This window comes from Methanofollis formosanus (genome assembly GCF_019633745.1).
Classification (GTDB): domain Archaea; phylum Halobacteriota; class Methanomicrobia; order Methanomicrobiales; family Methanofollaceae; genus Methanofollis; species Methanofollis formosanus.
The window spans coordinates 1,503,823-1,517,893 of the sequence record NZ_CP037968.1; the positions used below are offsets into that span (position 1 = coordinate 1,503,823).

Below are 14,071 nucleotides of genomic sequence, written 5' to 3' on the forward strand. Positions count from 1 at the left end.
AGGTTAACCTTATGTGATGGGATATTCATCTACTCCCATTAAGTATGTTGCTCAACGAGACCGCCGAGCAGATCCGATCGATGGAGATCCGGGGTGCGGGGAGAATCGCCCGTGCCGCGGCCGCCGCCCTGAAAGACCATGCAGAGACCTTTGAAGGCTCCGACATCAGGTCTTTCAGGCACTTTATGGGCGAAGCGGCCTGCACCCTGCTGGCCACCAGACCGACGGCGGTCTCTCTCCCGAATGCCGTCCGTTTTGTGATGAAGGCGATGGAAGGGGCCGGCAACGTCCCCGAGGCGCAGGCCGCGATCAGGCGGGCGGCCGACTCCTTTCTCCTCTCCTCGAAGCATGCAATCGAGTGGATCGGCGAGATCGGTGCCCGACACATCTCCGACGGCGACGTCGTGCTCACCCACTGCAACTCAGAGGCGGCCCTTGCCTGCATCCTCACCGCCCACCGGCAGGGCAAGGACCTGGAAGTTTTCGCGACCGAGGTGCGCCCGAGAAACCAGGGTATACTTACGATCAGGGCCCTCAACGATGCCGGGGTGAAGACGAACTACATCGTCGACTCGGCGGTCCGTTCCTTTATCAACGATGTCGACCTGGTCGTCACCGGGGCCGACGCGGTGACGGTGAATGGGGCGGTGGTGAACAAGATCGGCACCTCCCAGATCGCCCTGGCCGCCCATGAGGCACGGACGACGATGCTGGTGGCGGCAGAGACCTACAAGTTCGCACCACGATCGATCCTGGGAGAGCGGATCGAGATCGAGGAACGCCAGACCGACGAGGTGCTGGACCCGGCGGTGGCGGCGACGCTCCCGCACGTCCGGGTCAGAAACCCGGCCTTCGACGTCACCCCGGCGCGGTATGTGGACGAGATCGTGACCGAAATGGGGGCGATCCCGCCGACGATGGCCTATATTATCATCAGAGACCATCTGGGCTGGGGGATCGAGGAGTTCCACAAGAATTTTGAGTTCAACGAGAGAATGCAGGAGTGAGAAAGATGAAGGACGTTACTGCAACCTACTATTTCCGCCCGCGGGCCGACACCACGCCCGAACAGGCGGCGCAGGCGATCGTCGAGGAGGAGACGACCGGCACCTGGACCGACATCACGACCACCACCGAGTACGTCCGCCGTCTCGACGGAGAGGTGCTCGCCCTCGAACCTTCGGGCAAGGGTTACGTGACGCAGGTTCGGTACCCGGCCGAGATCTTCGAGGCCGGCAATGTCCCGCAGTACCTCTCGGTGGTCGCGGGCAACCTCTTCGGTCTCGGACGTCTGGAGGCGGTCAGGCTCCTGGACGTCGACTTCCCGGAGTCGCTGGTTCCGTTCAAGGGCCCGAAGTTCGGGCTCGAAGGGGTGAGGCGACTCATCGGGACGACCGATCGGCCGCATGTGGGCACGATCATCAAGCCGAAGGTCGGCCTCAACCCGAAGGACACTGCGGAGGTGGCCTATCACGCGGCGGTCGGCGGGGTGGACCTGATCAAGGACGACGAGACCCTGACCGACCAGACTTTCTGCCCGCTCGACGAGCGTCTCCAGGCGGTGATGGCGCGGCTCGACGAGGCGAAGGAGGAGACCGGGCGGCAGGTGCTGTATGCGGTGAACATCTCGGCAAGGGCCGACGAGATCGTGGGGCGGGCCGAGCACGCCCTGGACCTCGGGGCGAACATGCTGATGATCGACGTGATCACCTGCGGGTTCACCGCCCTCCAGGCCCTGGCCGAGGCGCCGTCGGTGAAGGTGCCCATCCATGTCCACCGGACGATGCACGGGGCGATCACCCGCAACCCGGAGCACGGGATCGCGATGCGCCCGATCGCACGGATCGTGCGGATGCTCGGCGGCGACCAGCTCCATACCGGCACGGTCTCGGGCAAGATGAGCCACGATGTCTCCGAACTGAAGGGCGACAACCTCGCTCTCACCGAGCCGTTCTTCGGGCTCAAACCCACTTTCCCGGTGGCGAGCGGCGGCCTCCACCCGGGCAAGGTGGCGGCAGAGATCGGAACCCTCGGCACCAACATCGTCCTCCAGGCGGGCGGTGGGATCCACGGCCACCCGGACGGCACCGAGGCCGGAGCAAGGGCGATGCGCCAGGCGGTCGATGCGTTTATGGAGGGGGTGTCTGCGGAGGAGTACGCGAAGGATCACTACGAACTCGCGAGGGCACTGGAGAAGTGGGGGAACCGGTGAATCCGGGAATTTTTCATTTTTTTGGGGTTCAGATCCCTTCTGTGTGACGGTGAGGGCGTGCAGTCCTCGTGACGCGTAGACGACCCGCACAGAACGCATATATAAAACGCTAGATATACTCAAGGGAGTGGATACCACAACCGGTGCCTCTCGGGAGACCATATCATGAAAAAATTCTTTTTCGCTCTCATCGCCCTCCTCGCCTTTCTCGTCGTCATTTTCTGGAGCGGCCTTCTTCCGGCGCCGTCGGGAGGAGAGGCAGGCCCCACATCACCCACAGACGTCCCAACACCGAAAACGCAGATAGACGCACAGGAGGCGGAAAAAATCGCCCTCGCCCTCTTCCCGGAGGCGATGGTCGACCGGACGACAGTCGAACTCATAACCAATGGAGACAGTCCCTACTACGAATGTGAGATCAGGACGCAGGACGAAAAAAAGATCCTGGCGTGGATCGATCCCGCGACCGGTGACCTCATCGGATTTTCCACCGGATCGCAGATGATGGGTCGGCCTGCCGAACCCGTACTTTCGATGGACGAGGCGCGGGAGGTCGCGAGAGCGTACGTCGATGAAAAACGCGACGGTGCCGACCTGACACTGACCTCAGAACGATATAACACCTTCTCCAGCGGATCGGTCGGAACCGTGGCCGACAGGTATTCATTCAGTTATGCTCGCCTGATCAGGGGCGTCCCGTGCCTCAGCGATGGCTTTTCCATCTCTGTCGATGCGGTGACGGGCGAGATCTGTAAGTACTCGAAACGGTGGAAGACCGACGAGGACCTCTGCACCGCCGACACGGTCCCGTCGATTTCAGGTGAAGATGCAAAGGACGCCGTCAGGGCGTACCTGAAGGAGACCTGGGGCGACCTGCCCGGCCTTACCGTCCATACGGCCGACCTCTGGTGGCGCGACGGGAATAACGGGAGTACGGACGCGGTCCCGCTTGTATGGGAGGTGCGTTTCGACGACGATCACTACCGCTCGCTTCAGTATCCACGTATGGCCAATGCATTTGTCGACGCCCACTCCGGCGAGGTGCTGGACGGTTTCTACCACCCCGATGCGACCTGAGGTGAGAAGATGGAGATCAGACGGATATGCACCATCGCGGAAAAGGAATTCTCCGAAAACATCAGGGGACGACGTTTCCTTCTCGTCCTCGCCCTCTTCCTCATCATCGCGGCCATCGGTGCATGGCAGGGCATCCAGGACTACACCGACGCCCTCGACCGCTACATGCAGACCCTCCAGGTCACCGGCATCGGCGTTGTTTCTTCGCTGGCGCATGTCCGCCCCTCGATCCTGGACGTCTTCATGCGAATGGGCGAGACGATGTCGATCCTCGGTGCGGTACTCGGCATCGCCGTCGGTTTCGACCTCATCTCCGGCGAGAAGGAGGACCACTCCCTGAAGATGCTCCTCTCCCACCCGGTGTACCGGGACGAGGTGATCACCGGCAAAGCCCTCGGCGGCATCGTCACGGTGGCGTTCGCCATGGCGGTCGCCCTCGGCATCGCGCTCGCCCTCCTTCTCATCTCCGGCCATGTGCCCTCGTCCGATGAGTCGGGTTTCATCCTGATCTTCGGACTTGTCTCCTTCCTCTACCTGACCTGTGGGTATGCGATCGCACTTGCCATGTCGGTCGTCGCCGACCGGAGCGGGAAGGCGCTGCTCTATGCACTGGTCGTCTTCTTCTTCCTCTCGTCCGTCGTCCCGGCGGCCTGAACCCTTGCCGCCGATGTAATCGCAGGCCCGGCGCCCACGGCCCCGACGGTCTTCGAGCACGAAGCCCGGGAGGAGTGGAACGCCTACCAGGAGGAACGTAGGGACCATGACCAGATGCGGAACGCCGTGATCTCTGCCGCACAACTCTTCTCTCCCCGGGCCACCTACGGAGAGGTCTCCCGCGCCGTCACCCAGCCCCTGATGTACCTGAACATGCACGGCGCCCCCGACGAGGCATGGTCGCACTTCGACGAGGACGACCTGGACTATGCCGAGGTCCTTGGCCATCTCTGGAAGAACATCGTGGCTCTCCTCCTCATCCCTGTCGCGTTTTTCGGACTGGCATATGTCGCGTTCCTGAGACTGGATGTCAGATAACACCGGTACGACGTTGGAGGATCAGTTCAAGAAAGAAATTTAAGGCTTTGTAGATTTGCTCATGAGGCGAGAGCACGTCTCATGCTCAATTCTACAGAACCAGAGAGCCAATTTTTTTCTTCGCGCCCGGTTTGCACCGGCTGATATCTCGCCGACAGCCTTCGATCGATGATCGGAGCATGCATGCGAGGTGCTCCATGTTGTTTACACTCGCGCCGGGATCACGGCCGGAGAGACCCACCTCGCGATCACCCGTGTCAGGTGTTCTCCGGATCGTGTGCAAATTATCCGGGGTAGCTGTACACACTTCTCTCTATGTACTCTGTACGCAGATCCAGGTAAGGATCAGCTCTTTTCCTCGGCCGCCACGTTGCCACCACCTGGGTGCAAACCGGGCGCGAGGGTGGAAAGGTCTTCGCCGTCCACTCGCGATAGATCCAGTGATCGAAGGAGAAATTTTGCCACACTCTCGCGCCCTGGGGAGACTCCCGGCGCAGAACTCCCCACAGCAGAACCCGAAACGTAGAGGGTCAAAATAGAAACCGTATATAATAGGAAAATAATATTTCAAACCATCGAGATGCAATCGATCCCGCAGATGGAGCGTGAACCATGTCAGAAGATCTGCCGATAAAAAATATCTTCACCGGTCCGGGGCGCCTCTTCGATCAACTCCGAATAAAGTCACTCCAGGAGGATCTCCTCTTCTTTTTCACCGTCGTTCTTGCGGTATCGATCCTTTCCACACTCAGGACTCTCCTGATGTATCCGGTTCACGAGCCCACCGCACCGTATCTTATCGGGGGCATGCTGTTCGGCGCATTCGGCCCACTCCAGAGTATGATCACCTGGGCTGTCATACTCCTGAGTGTCAGTCTCATCGAGCACTTTTTCCTCCTTTTTGTCGACGAACACCAGGGTTTTGAGAGGACGATGAAGTCGGCGATCTATGCCCTCTTCCCGACCGTCCTTTTCTGGTGGGCGGCGGTCATTCTAAAAATCCCCTATGCAGGTCTGCTGCTTCTCCTCTGTTTCACCCTGATCACCTACTCTGGCATACGAAAATTTCATGAGAAGTCAAAAGACCGCGCTGCATTCGTCTCACTTGCAACGAGTGCAGTGCTGCTGATCCTCTTCTCAAGGTGGATCTCTGTTCCGGGGTTCGGATTGTGGCTGTGATGATTCGTGCTTGATGAAAGGAGGGAAAATTATGGATAAACCACCCTTGAGAAGAGGGAAGATTTTCATTCTGGTTGCGGTGGTCCTTGTTGCGGTTGTCATCGTCAGTGTTCTTCTCATCGATCAGAACAGAGAGGCACAGATCGAGGAACAAAAAGAGGCCATCCGTCATGTCATCCCCGGGATCAGCGAGAATGACCTGGACTCGCTCCTCTCCAGGCAGGTCTATGCCGCCTACGGACAGATCCGGAAGGGCCAGAACCTCCCAGTCACGCTCAAGGCCGCAGACGCCGATCTCGAAGATCAACACTTCTTCTATCCTGACGGTCCGGTCTTCGGCTATGGTATCAATTATCTGGGTTGCATCATGATATTTCTCGACGAAAATGCGTCGGCGGACCGGGAGACCATCGACGAGATCTATCAGATCATCGAATCACACGCCAATGCAACAGGGACCGGCAACACCCCGGTGCTCTTCGTCCGTGCCCCGCAGATCCAACCCGACATGGAAACAGCGTGAATGATCCCTGACGCCCGGCCATCACCCCGATGGCCGATACTTTTTTCGGCTTTGTTGAATCGGGCATGAACCCTTGGTTCAAGCATACAGGATGAAAATTTCTCGTCGCTTGATCTCTCTTTTCAAGACTGGAGAATCGGTGGAAACCTTGTTCAATCGTCGCCCCCACCTATCCTCGTCGTAGGGGGTTCCGGGGGGCACTCGCCCCCCGGCGCGAGGCAACAGTGAAGATCCTGTGATGAAGGTGGGAAAGCACATATCCCCCACCGGAGAGATTACACCCTATGTCCTCTCAGCCGGCACCCGCCTTCGACCTCTTCAACGTCTACTTCGAACGCCTCTACGACCCGACGATGCACCTCCTCCTCGCCTTCGACGGGGAGGTCGACGAAGCGGTGCTGAAGAAGGCCACTCTCCGTCTCCTCGGCTCCAACCCCTACCTCAGGTCGAGGTTCGCAGAGGAAGAGGAGGGCATGCCCTGCTGGGAAGAGATCGCAGAGGAGGAGTGGGAGCGGGCCTTTGTGATCCTCCCACCCGGAGAACACCTCAGACCGCCGGCCCCCCTCGACGTCCGCCGGGGACCGCAGGTGCGGGTGAGCCTCGCCCGGCAGGAGGACGGCGACCGGATCGTCGTCACCTGTCATCACGGCTTCTGCGACGCGAAAGGGATCATCGACCTTGCACGCCGCCTCTTCGAGGTCTACCGGGAGATCAAAGAAGACCCCGACTTCAGGCCCGCACCTCTCGGGTGGTACGACCGGGGGACAGAGAGAGTTCTGGCGCAGTTCACCGCGGAGGAGATCAAACAGGCCCGCGACGAGGAAGAGCCCTTCGTCGACCGGTGGCGCTTCCCGATCGTGAGGCAGGGACGAGGCACACCCAGGATCGCACACCGGACGCTTTCTCCCGATCGGCTCAGGCAGGCAAAGGAGTTTGGCAGGCGGCACGGCGCCACCGTCAACGACATCATGATCGCCGCCTTCTTCCTCGCTCACCTGAAAATCAGAGACGACCCCTCAGACCTCGGCGCACCCCGTTCCATCCTCACCTCGGCAGACCTCCGCCGCCACCTCGACCACCCGGAAGCGTGCCCGCCCATGAACCTCTCGGTCGCCTACGAGGTCACCCTCACCGCCGGAGAAGGCACCGGCCTGGAGGACATCATCGACCAGGTCACCGCGGTGACGAAACGGCGCAAGGCAGACGGCCTCGGCATCGGGTGCATCCTCTTCTACGACGAGATCTATGCCGGCGGCATGCCGGGGGTGAGGGCGTTCTTCGACGAGATGATCCGGCGGTACGAGGAGACCGGCCTCAAAAACCCGGTCTTCTCCAACATCGGCGTCCTCGACGCCGCAGAGTTTCTCCCGGTGGACGGGAAGGATGGTCATCCCCTCGACCTTCGGAACCTCTGCTTCCTCCCCTGTGTCTGCTGGCCGTACGGGTTTCTCATCTCCCTCTCCACCTTCCGCGAGTCCATGACGATCGTCACGGGTTATGAGAAGGGGCCGTACTCGGAGGATATGGTCGAGCGGTTCCTCGACGCTGTGGTGGGGTACCTGCCCTGACACCCTCGCACGGGAACAGAGAGTGCTGAGCATGAACCCCGCGTTCTGGGTAGTGCCCCGGACTAAAACTGAAATTCTGGCTCTGTTGAATCAGGCATGAACCCCGGGCTCAAGCATACGGGCTGAAAATTGTTCACAGGCGATCTTGCCAAGTGTGGAAGAGTTCTTTATCACTCCCTTGCGACAGAACAACAGGGGGAACACAATATCTCGCCGCCCCTCGGCTATCGTCATCGTGGGGGTCCGGGGGGTCTCCCCCCGGCGCGAGACGGCGGGGAATATTCTACGATGAGGGCGGCACGCCTCATCGACGTGCCTTCCCGCAACCTCTCGCCGGGGGCGTTGCCCCCGGACCCCCAGGATTGCGATTGGGTCGGGAAGGCAACACTGGAGATCCCACTCACTCCCATCACAATAGGGCAGCAGGAGGATCACCTGGCCATCGCCGCCCCGCTACTTATGTTCTTGAATTGCCATGAGGGAGAGCGTGTGCCTCCTCCGGAAATGATGATCTTCTCGGCCGCTGATGAAAAAAGATCACCCGAACAGCACCTGAAATGCAGAGAACCCACACAGAACCCAAATATAAAATAAAGAATATAGTCTGACCTGTGGAGACCGATTCTGTCCCGGAGTGCCTCCACCTACCCGGAGCATAACAATGACGAAATATTTGATCAGACCTGAAACCCCTCATGAGGTTTGTCCTAACCTTCCTCCCAAAAGAGGACTCTCAATATCCATCTCTCTCACCATCCTCCTCGCACTGATCGCGCTCCCCGCATCATGCTCGGCCCTCCTGTCAGAAGAGCAGGTAACCATCACCATAACCTCCCCCCATGACGGGGCGGAGGGCTGGATCGATGTCGTTCCGCCCCACGTTGCCGTCGTCGGCGAGGTCGACGCCCCTTCCGGCATACAGTCCGTGCGTGTCAGGAGTGGAGTGGGGGAAGTCTCGTGCGGGAACGGAACGGAGTTCGCATGCTCGGTGCCGGTCGCGACCGGTGAGAACACCCTCACCGTCATCGCCGTCGACACGCTCGGGAACCAGGCCGAGAAAAGCCTGAACGTGACTGTCCATATCGGTCTGCCCCCGCCTCCGGCGATCACCGTCTCGGGCAGGGTGAGCGATCCCGGCGGCACCCCGATCGCCGGCGCATCGGTGAGATTTGAGTCGGAATTTTCGCTCGATAATGATCCGCTCTCGGTGACGACCACGACAGACGATGACGGGCACTACCTGATCGAAGACGCGATCGGGTATCGGCAGAATATCACCGTCAGGAAGGAGGGCTATCTCCCCCTCCAGCGCGATATCATCTTTGAAAACCTGACAGACGAACTCGACCTCGAACTGGAGCCACAGCGTCGAACAACGCCGGGATTTGATCTCCTGACCGGCATCTTCGCACTCCTCGGGGCATCGTTGATCGCTCTGGTCAGGAGAAGGTGAAGGCACGCAGGTCTCGGGAAAGAAGAGGACCGACCGGACGGAACCGCATACCCAACATGGAAGACACACAATGATGGACGACATCCCGCAGCCCGTAAAGATCCTCGGACTCATCGCGGCACTCTTCGCCCTCTGCATCCTCTCATTCGGCATAAGTCTCACCACCGGAGCACCGGTCGAGAGCGGCGATCCGCCGGCAGGAATCGTCGAAGATGGGGCGAGTTATCAGGTCGAATGGACGCCGGCGGCGGAACCTGACGTCACCGTCTCCCTGAACAGCACCTTCAACTGGGGATCGATATGGATGTCCGGCGAGTGGCGACATACGTGCGGAATATACAGTGTCGCAACCTCTGCATCCCCGGACCGCCAGAAGTACCGGGCCATCACCGGACAGCACACAGAGGTCAGGGTCGATACCCCCGAGATAGATTTCATCATCTTCCCCCATCTAAAGAATCCAAAGTACTTCGGAGGCCGCTCAGACCCTGAGCGCGGGATGGTGATCAGGGAGACAGCCGATGAATACTACAGGTGCGTGGCATGGGAGTGGGCCTTCACAAAACTCGGCGCCACCACCTCCACAATATCTCATTATGCTATATGGGATCTCCGCCTCCCGCCGGATCGTTCCTGCCAGAGCACCGTCACCGACGCAGTAGATATGATCCATGGTGAGGAGATCATGCAGAGATGGAACATGACCATCGACCCCCTCCCCAACCCCGAAGAGTTGAGCGGCGAGGAACTGGCACGGCACGGGATCAGGCAGGAGAGCTGGGGCCAGTACTTTGCGACCGGGGCCGTTCACCTGACTCCAGAGAGGAAAAAATGACGACCCATCTTCAAAATCAAGAATAGTGATCCAAAAAAACACAAAATCAGACCCGAAAAGATAAATCCCATCACCGTGAAGAAGAGGTCTGGGATATGTCTGACTCCCCCACCGATCCCTGTTCAGAAAATCCACATCCGCACCCACGAGGCAGAATGCTATGAAAAAAGAATATGTCGCCCTCTTGCTGGTCTCATGTTTCCTGGCGGTCTCGGTCGGCCTGATCCTTGTCGGCCAGGATATCAGGAGTTCACACCAGATCAGGACCGGCAAGACCGACACCCTCAGTGACGAGACATGGTACGATGTGGTCGAAAAGATCCAGGAGCGAGAGGAGGTCGTCTGCACCTACGGCACCCTCCCCGACCTCACCGACGAGACGCACCGGCGGGCCTGGATCAGTCGTCTCCAGGCCTATACAACGGTCCAGAAAAAGGAGATGATGCCGTACCTCTACCCGGACGGCCCGATACTCAGCCTGGGGTACGACGTCCAGGGTTATGTCAAGGTCATGGTCCGCGAAAACTACACCGCCAGCGAGAACGAGACCGGGGTCTGGTATCGGATCCTCAAACTCTACGGTGAAAAGCGGGGGATCAAAGACATCCCAGTGAAAATCGTGGTCACATCTGACCGCACTCCAGAGATCAACATACCGGTCACGCTCCAGACCCCGTGACGAACCGCTCGTGAACCGAAGGTTCAGGGAGACTATGGAGAAATATCAGAGGGGCTTTGTAGAATCAGGCATGGACCCCGGGCGCAAGCATACGCGATGAACATGCTTGTGGCCCCTCCGTGTGAGGATGGATCGATCCTTGATCCTTCTTCTTGCGTTCGATGAGCGAACAGAAATCAAGCATTGTGCCGCCCCCGCCTATCCTCGTCGTAGGGGGTCCGGGGTGTTCCCCCCCGGCGCGAGACGAAGGGAAAGAGTCTGCGATGAGGGCGACACGCCTGATCATCACGCTCGCATCCGGAAAAAGTTCGGGGATCAACAGAGCCATCAGAGACATTTTTCATGGCAATGCCCTGATGAAGATCGATCGTTATACTCTCTTTTTTCCTCGCCCTACCCGAATGGTTACAGACAAATCCCCCCGCACCCCAGTATATTCTATGGAGATCACGTTCACCAAACTCCACGGCAACGGCAACGACTTCATCCTCATCGACGAAATGAACGGGCCGGTCATCCCCGACGAGATGAAGGCCCCCTTCGCCGCCCTGTACTGCGACCGCCGCTTCGGGATCGGCGGCGACGGGGTTCTCTTCATCTCACCCTCCGAGACCGCAGACGTGAAGATGCGCCTCTTCCAGCCTGACGAGAGCGAGGCCGAGATGTGCGGGAACGGGATCCGGTGCCTGGCAAAGTACGCCCATGACGCGGGATATGCCCGGGACACCTGCACCGTCGAGACCCTCGCCGGCGTCATGCCGGTGGAGATGGGCTACGACGAGGAAGGCGAGTTCTGGGCAACGATCGAGATGGTCGACCCGGCCTTCGAGCGTTCCACCATCCCGGCACTCGGGGAGGGCGAGTACACCGAGGAGATCGGCGGGTTCACCGTCCACGCCGCAAATACCGGCGTCCCCCACGCCGTGGTCTTCGTCGACGACCTCGAAGCAGTCGAGATCATGGCCGTCGCACCCTCCATCCGCCGGCACCCCACCTTCCCGAAGGGCGCGAACGTCAACTTCGTGCAGCTCAACGGCGGGGAATCGCTCAGGATCAGGACCTTCGAGCGGGGCGTCGAGGGCGAGACCGAGTCCTGCGGCACCGGTGCCACCGCATCGGCCGCCGTCGCCCACCACCTGGGGCTTGTCGGCCCCGAGGTGAGGGTCGAGACCCGCGGCGGCCCCCTGGTGATCGGGTGCGGCGAGAAGACCACCATGACCGGCCCGGCGACCACGGTCTTCTCGGGCGTCATCGAAGGGTGAAGGGATCCAAAAACCCCTCTTTTTTTTCGGCGCGGCAGATTTCCCCGGAGCGGTTCGTCATCACTCAGATGGTGAACCAGTAGATATCCCCGGTCGCGCCTTCACGACAGAAGCGCAGACAGGAACGGCACCCCTTGCCGCCCCCGCCTATCCTCGTCGTGAGGGGGCCCGGAGGGTGCAACCCCCCGGCGCGAGACGACAATGAAGATCCTGCAATGGGGCGGCCCCCGATACCAAGTCGCCCTTATCCTTTTGCCGATCGATCTCATGCCTTCCCCCATCAATCGCGCCGGGGTTTGCGACCCCCGGACCCCCTCACCAGGATTGAGTGGAGAGGGCAGAGAGATAACCGAGAAAAGGTTGGCGTCTACCGCTCGACCTTCCGGATCCCCTCGTCGGTGATCACGTAGTCGAAACAGATGTCGGCAGGACGTGAGCGGTGCTTCTCGAGCACCACCCGCCTGACTCCGTCCTTCCGCTTCTCGATGCGCAGGATCGCCTTGGAGAGATGGCCCAGCGCCGTCCCGCCCAGCCCGAAGTAGACATCGGTGTCGATGTCCTGGTAGACCTGATTGGTGATCAGCACCGGCACCTCGTAGCGCTTTGCGTAGCCAAGGAGAAGCACCATATGCCGGGAAAGCGTCCTGAGGCCGTCCTTCTTTGTCCCGAGCTCTGAACGATACAGGGCGGTGGCGGAGTCCATCACGATCAGCCCCACCTTCCGCGCCCGCAGGAGGGCCTCGCACTCGTTGATCATCACGCCTTCCTGGACAAAATCGACCGGTTCATAGAGGTACAGCCGGTCGGCCAGGGCCTCCGCCTCGCCGCCGGCGATCTGCTCGAAACGGTCGGCCGAGAAGCCCTCGGTGTCGATGTAGACCACCGCCTCCCCGCCCCGCAGACAGGCGACCGCGGCCATCACCGCAATGGTCGACTTGCCCGAACCGGGTTCACCGTAGACCTGGGTGATCGTCCGGCGTTCCAGCCCGCCGCCGAGAAGGTCGTCGAGGGGTATCGAACCGGTGCTCATCTTCGCGGCCCTCATGCATCGCTCCCTTCAAACCGCTTCCAGGCCGCCTCCTCGACGAGACGGGCGACCGTCCTCACCGGGATGCCCAGGGACGAGGCCCAGGCCCGCACCTCGTCGGACTCGGCCTTCACCGAGGAGACCGCCCCGGCAAGATACCCGACCTTCACATGCACCGTCCGCCGCTCGCCCCCGACCTCGACCTCGACCGGCACCTCCCGGCGCTCCAGCACGCTCCGGTGGACCGAGGGGATGCACCGCACCCCGAGAGTACCGAGTTCGCGGGCAAGGATCCCGGTGAGTGCCGGGCCGTCGGCCGGACGGCAGACCACCCTGACCAGATGACCGGCCCGCCCCTTCTTCATCACCGCCGGGAGCACCGAGACGTCCCGCGCCCCGGCCGCGAAGAGGAGGTCCATGCAGTGGCCGAGCACCTCGCCGGTCACGTCGTCCACGTTGGTCTCGAGCACGTCCACCTCGTCCGCGAGGGCCGGCGGCGCCACATTCAGGAGGACGGCCCTGAGCACATTGGGCGTCTCCTCGGGGTCACGAGTCCCGGCACCGTACCCGATCCCCGTCACGCTCGCCGGCCCGAGGTCGGCGGGCCGGAGCGTTGCGAACTCGGCCAGGAGCGCCGCACCCGTCGGGGTGCAGAGTTCGCCGTCCCCGACGCCGAACCTGGTCTCCAGCGTCGACGCCGCCAGGACCGCCAGGGTCGCCGGGGCCGGGACCGGGATCAGGCCGTGGGCCGCCCTGACCTTCCCTGACCCCAGGGCGATCGGCATCACCGCGACGCCGTCGACCGCAAGACTCTCCAGGGCCGTGCACGCCCCGAGCACGTCGGCGATCGCATCGTCGGCCCCGACCTCGTGGAAGTGGGCATGTTCGCCGTGGATGCTCTCCTCGGCCTCCGCGATCCTCTGAAAAACCCTCTTTGCCCGTTCGATCGCCGGCCGCGGCGCGTCGGCACCCTCCACGATCTCAAGCACCTGGTGGAGGTGCCGGTGGGCCGGGCCGGCCCTGGTCTCCACCCGCACCGCCGAGATCCCACACCTTTTCACGCGGGAGAAGAGCGGGTCGGCCACCACCGAGGCCATCGCCCTCCTGACAACCGTCTCGTCCGCACCGACGGCAAGGAGCGCCCCGATGGTCATGTCGCCCGCCGCACCGTGAAAGGGATCAAAGAGAAGAATTCGCATACTGTGGCAGTACTTATAAATCAGG

14 protein-coding genes are annotated in these 14,071 nt (G+C 61.1%); 12 read left to right on the forward strand and 2 right to left on the reverse strand.

From position 1 onward, the window contains the following. Nucleotides 1–44: 44 nt before the first annotated feature. From E2N92_RS06765 to dapF, 12 genes are all read left to right on the forward strand, one after another. Nucleotides 45–1,007 carry a ribose 1,5-bisphosphate isomerase gene (locus E2N92_RS06765; protein WP_220680451.1) on the forward strand — a complete coding sequence of 321 codons (963 nt, stop codon included), beginning with the start codon at nt 45–47 and terminating at the stop codon, nt 1,005–1,007. Nucleotides 1,008–1,012: 5 nt separating this feature from the next. Further along, complete coding sequence (locus E2N92_RS06770; protein WP_220680452.1) at nt 1,013–2,212, forward strand: RuBisCO large subunit C-terminal-like domain-containing protein; 1,200 nt, start codon at nt 1,013–1,015, stop codon at nt 2,210–2,212. A gap of 165 nt (nt 2,213–2,377) precedes the next feature. Next, a complete protein-coding gene (locus E2N92_RS06775) occupies nt 2,378–3,289 on the forward strand; it encodes a PepSY domain-containing protein (RefSeq protein ID WP_220680453.1) in 912 nt (303 codons plus the stop codon). Between the two features lie 9 nt (nt 3,290–3,298). Next, entirely contained in the window at nt 3,299–3,943 is a 645-nt protein-coding gene (locus tag E2N92_RS06780; RefSeq protein WP_220680454.1) for an ABC transporter permease, read from the forward strand. Nucleotides 3,944–4,057: 114 nt separating this feature from the next. Continuing rightward, complete coding sequence (locus E2N92_RS06785; protein ID WP_220680455.1) at nt 4,058–4,321, forward strand: hypothetical protein; 264 nt, start codon at nt 4,058–4,060, stop codon at nt 4,319–4,321. A 612-nt stretch (nt 4,322–4,933) separates the two neighbouring features. Further along, entirely contained in the window at nt 4,934–5,500 is a 567-nt protein-coding gene (locus tag E2N92_RS06790; protein ID WP_220680456.1) for a YIP1 family protein, read from the forward strand. 31 nt (nt 5,501–5,531) lie between these two features. After that, nucleotides 5,532–6,023, forward strand: coding sequence for a hypothetical protein (locus E2N92_RS06795; protein ID WP_220680457.1), 492 nt, complete (start codon nt 5,532–5,534; stop codon nt 6,021–6,023). Nucleotides 6,024–6,307: 284 nt separating this feature from the next. Beyond that, a complete protein-coding gene (locus E2N92_RS06800; RefSeq protein ID WP_220680458.1) occupies nt 6,308–7,591 on the forward strand; it encodes a condensation protein in 1,284 nt (427 codons plus the stop codon). Between the two features lie 661 nt (nt 7,592–8,252). Then, on the forward strand, nt 8,253–9,044 hold the full coding sequence (locus E2N92_RS06805) for a carboxypeptidase regulatory-like domain-containing protein (protein ID WP_220680459.1): 792 nt from the start codon (nt 8,253–8,255) through the stop codon (nt 9,042–9,044). 73 nt (nt 9,045–9,117) lie between these two features. Then, on the forward strand, nt 9,118–9,879 hold the full coding sequence (locus E2N92_RS06810) for a hypothetical protein (protein WP_220680460.1): 762 nt from the start codon (nt 9,118–9,120) through the stop codon (nt 9,877–9,879). Between the two features lie 160 nt (nt 9,880–10,039). Further along, nucleotides 10,040–10,558 carry a hypothetical protein gene (locus tag E2N92_RS06815; RefSeq protein WP_220680461.1) on the forward strand — a complete coding sequence of 173 codons (519 nt, stop codon included), beginning with the start codon at nt 10,040–10,042 and terminating at the stop codon, nt 10,556–10,558. 440 nt (nt 10,559–10,998) lie between these two features. Next, nucleotides 10,999–11,820 carry a diaminopimelate epimerase gene (gene dapF, locus E2N92_RS06820; RefSeq protein WP_220680462.1) on the forward strand — a complete coding sequence of 274 codons (822 nt, stop codon included), beginning with the start codon at nt 10,999–11,001 and terminating at the stop codon, nt 11,818–11,820. Nucleotides 11,821–12,187: 367 nt separating this feature from the next. On the opposite strand, the gene radB is transcribed toward dapF, so the two are convergent. Together radB and larC are read right to left on the reverse strand one after the other, a co-directional pair. Further along, nucleotides 12,188–12,865 carry a DNA repair and recombination protein RadB gene (radB, locus tag E2N92_RS06825; RefSeq protein WP_220680463.1) on the reverse strand — a complete coding sequence of 226 codons (678 nt, stop codon included), beginning with the start codon at nt 12,863–12,865 and terminating at the stop codon, nt 12,188–12,190. After that, nucleotides 12,862–14,046, reverse strand: a complete 1,185-nt coding sequence (gene larC / locus E2N92_RS06830; protein ID WP_220680464.1) for a nickel pincer cofactor biosynthesis protein LarC — start codon at nt 14,044–14,046, stop codon at nt 12,862–12,864. Before larC ends, radB begins: the two co-directional genes overlap by 4 nt. Nucleotides 14,047–14,071: the final 25 nt, after the last annotated feature.

Excerpts from the sequence above, each read along its gene's own strand:
- E2N92_RS06765 (WP_220680451.1), top strand. The coding sequence starts at position 45 with ATGTTGCTCAACGAGACCGCCGAGCAGATCCGATCGATGGAGATCCGG.
- E2N92_RS06770 (WP_220680452.1), top strand. The coding sequence starts at position 1,013 with ATGAAGGACGTTACTGCAACCTACTATTTCCGCCCGCGGGCCGACACC.
- E2N92_RS06775 (WP_220680453.1), top strand. The coding sequence starts at position 2,378 with ATGAAAAAATTCTTTTTCGCTCTCATCGCCCTCCTCGCCTTTCTCGTC.
- E2N92_RS06780 (WP_220680454.1), top strand. The coding sequence starts at position 3,299 with ATGGAGATCAGACGGATATGCACCATCGCGGAAAAGGAATTCTCCGAA.
- E2N92_RS06785 (WP_220680455.1), top strand. The coding sequence starts at position 4,058 with ATGCGGAACGCCGTGATCTCTGCCGCACAACTCTTCTCTCCCCGGGCC.
- E2N92_RS06790 (WP_220680456.1), top strand. The coding sequence starts at position 4,934 with ATGTCAGAAGATCTGCCGATAAAAAATATCTTCACCGGTCCGGGGCGC.
- E2N92_RS06795 (WP_220680457.1), top strand. The coding sequence starts at position 5,532 with ATGGATAAACCACCCTTGAGAAGAGGGAAGATTTTCATTCTGGTTGCG.
- E2N92_RS06800 (WP_220680458.1), top strand. The coding sequence starts at position 6,308 with ATGTCCTCTCAGCCGGCACCCGCCTTCGACCTCTTCAACGTCTACTTC.
- E2N92_RS06805 (WP_220680459.1), top strand. The coding sequence starts at position 8,253 with ATGACGAAATATTTGATCAGACCTGAAACCCCTCATGAGGTTTGTCCT.
- E2N92_RS06810 (WP_220680460.1), top strand. The coding sequence starts at position 9,118 with ATGGACGACATCCCGCAGCCCGTAAAGATCCTCGGACTCATCGCGGCA.
- E2N92_RS06815 (WP_220680461.1), top strand. The coding sequence starts at position 10,040 with ATGAAAAAAGAATATGTCGCCCTCTTGCTGGTCTCATGTTTCCTGGCG.
- dapF (WP_220680462.1), top strand. The coding sequence starts at position 10,999 with ATGGAGATCACGTTCACCAAACTCCACGGCAACGGCAACGACTTCATC.
- radB (WP_220680463.1), bottom strand. The coding sequence starts at position 12,865 with ATGAGGGCCGCGAAGATGAGCACCGGTTCGATACCCCTCGACGACCTT.
- larC (WP_220680464.1), bottom strand. The coding sequence starts at position 14,046 with ATGCGAATTCTTCTCTTTGATCCCTTTCACGGTGCGGCGGGCGACATG.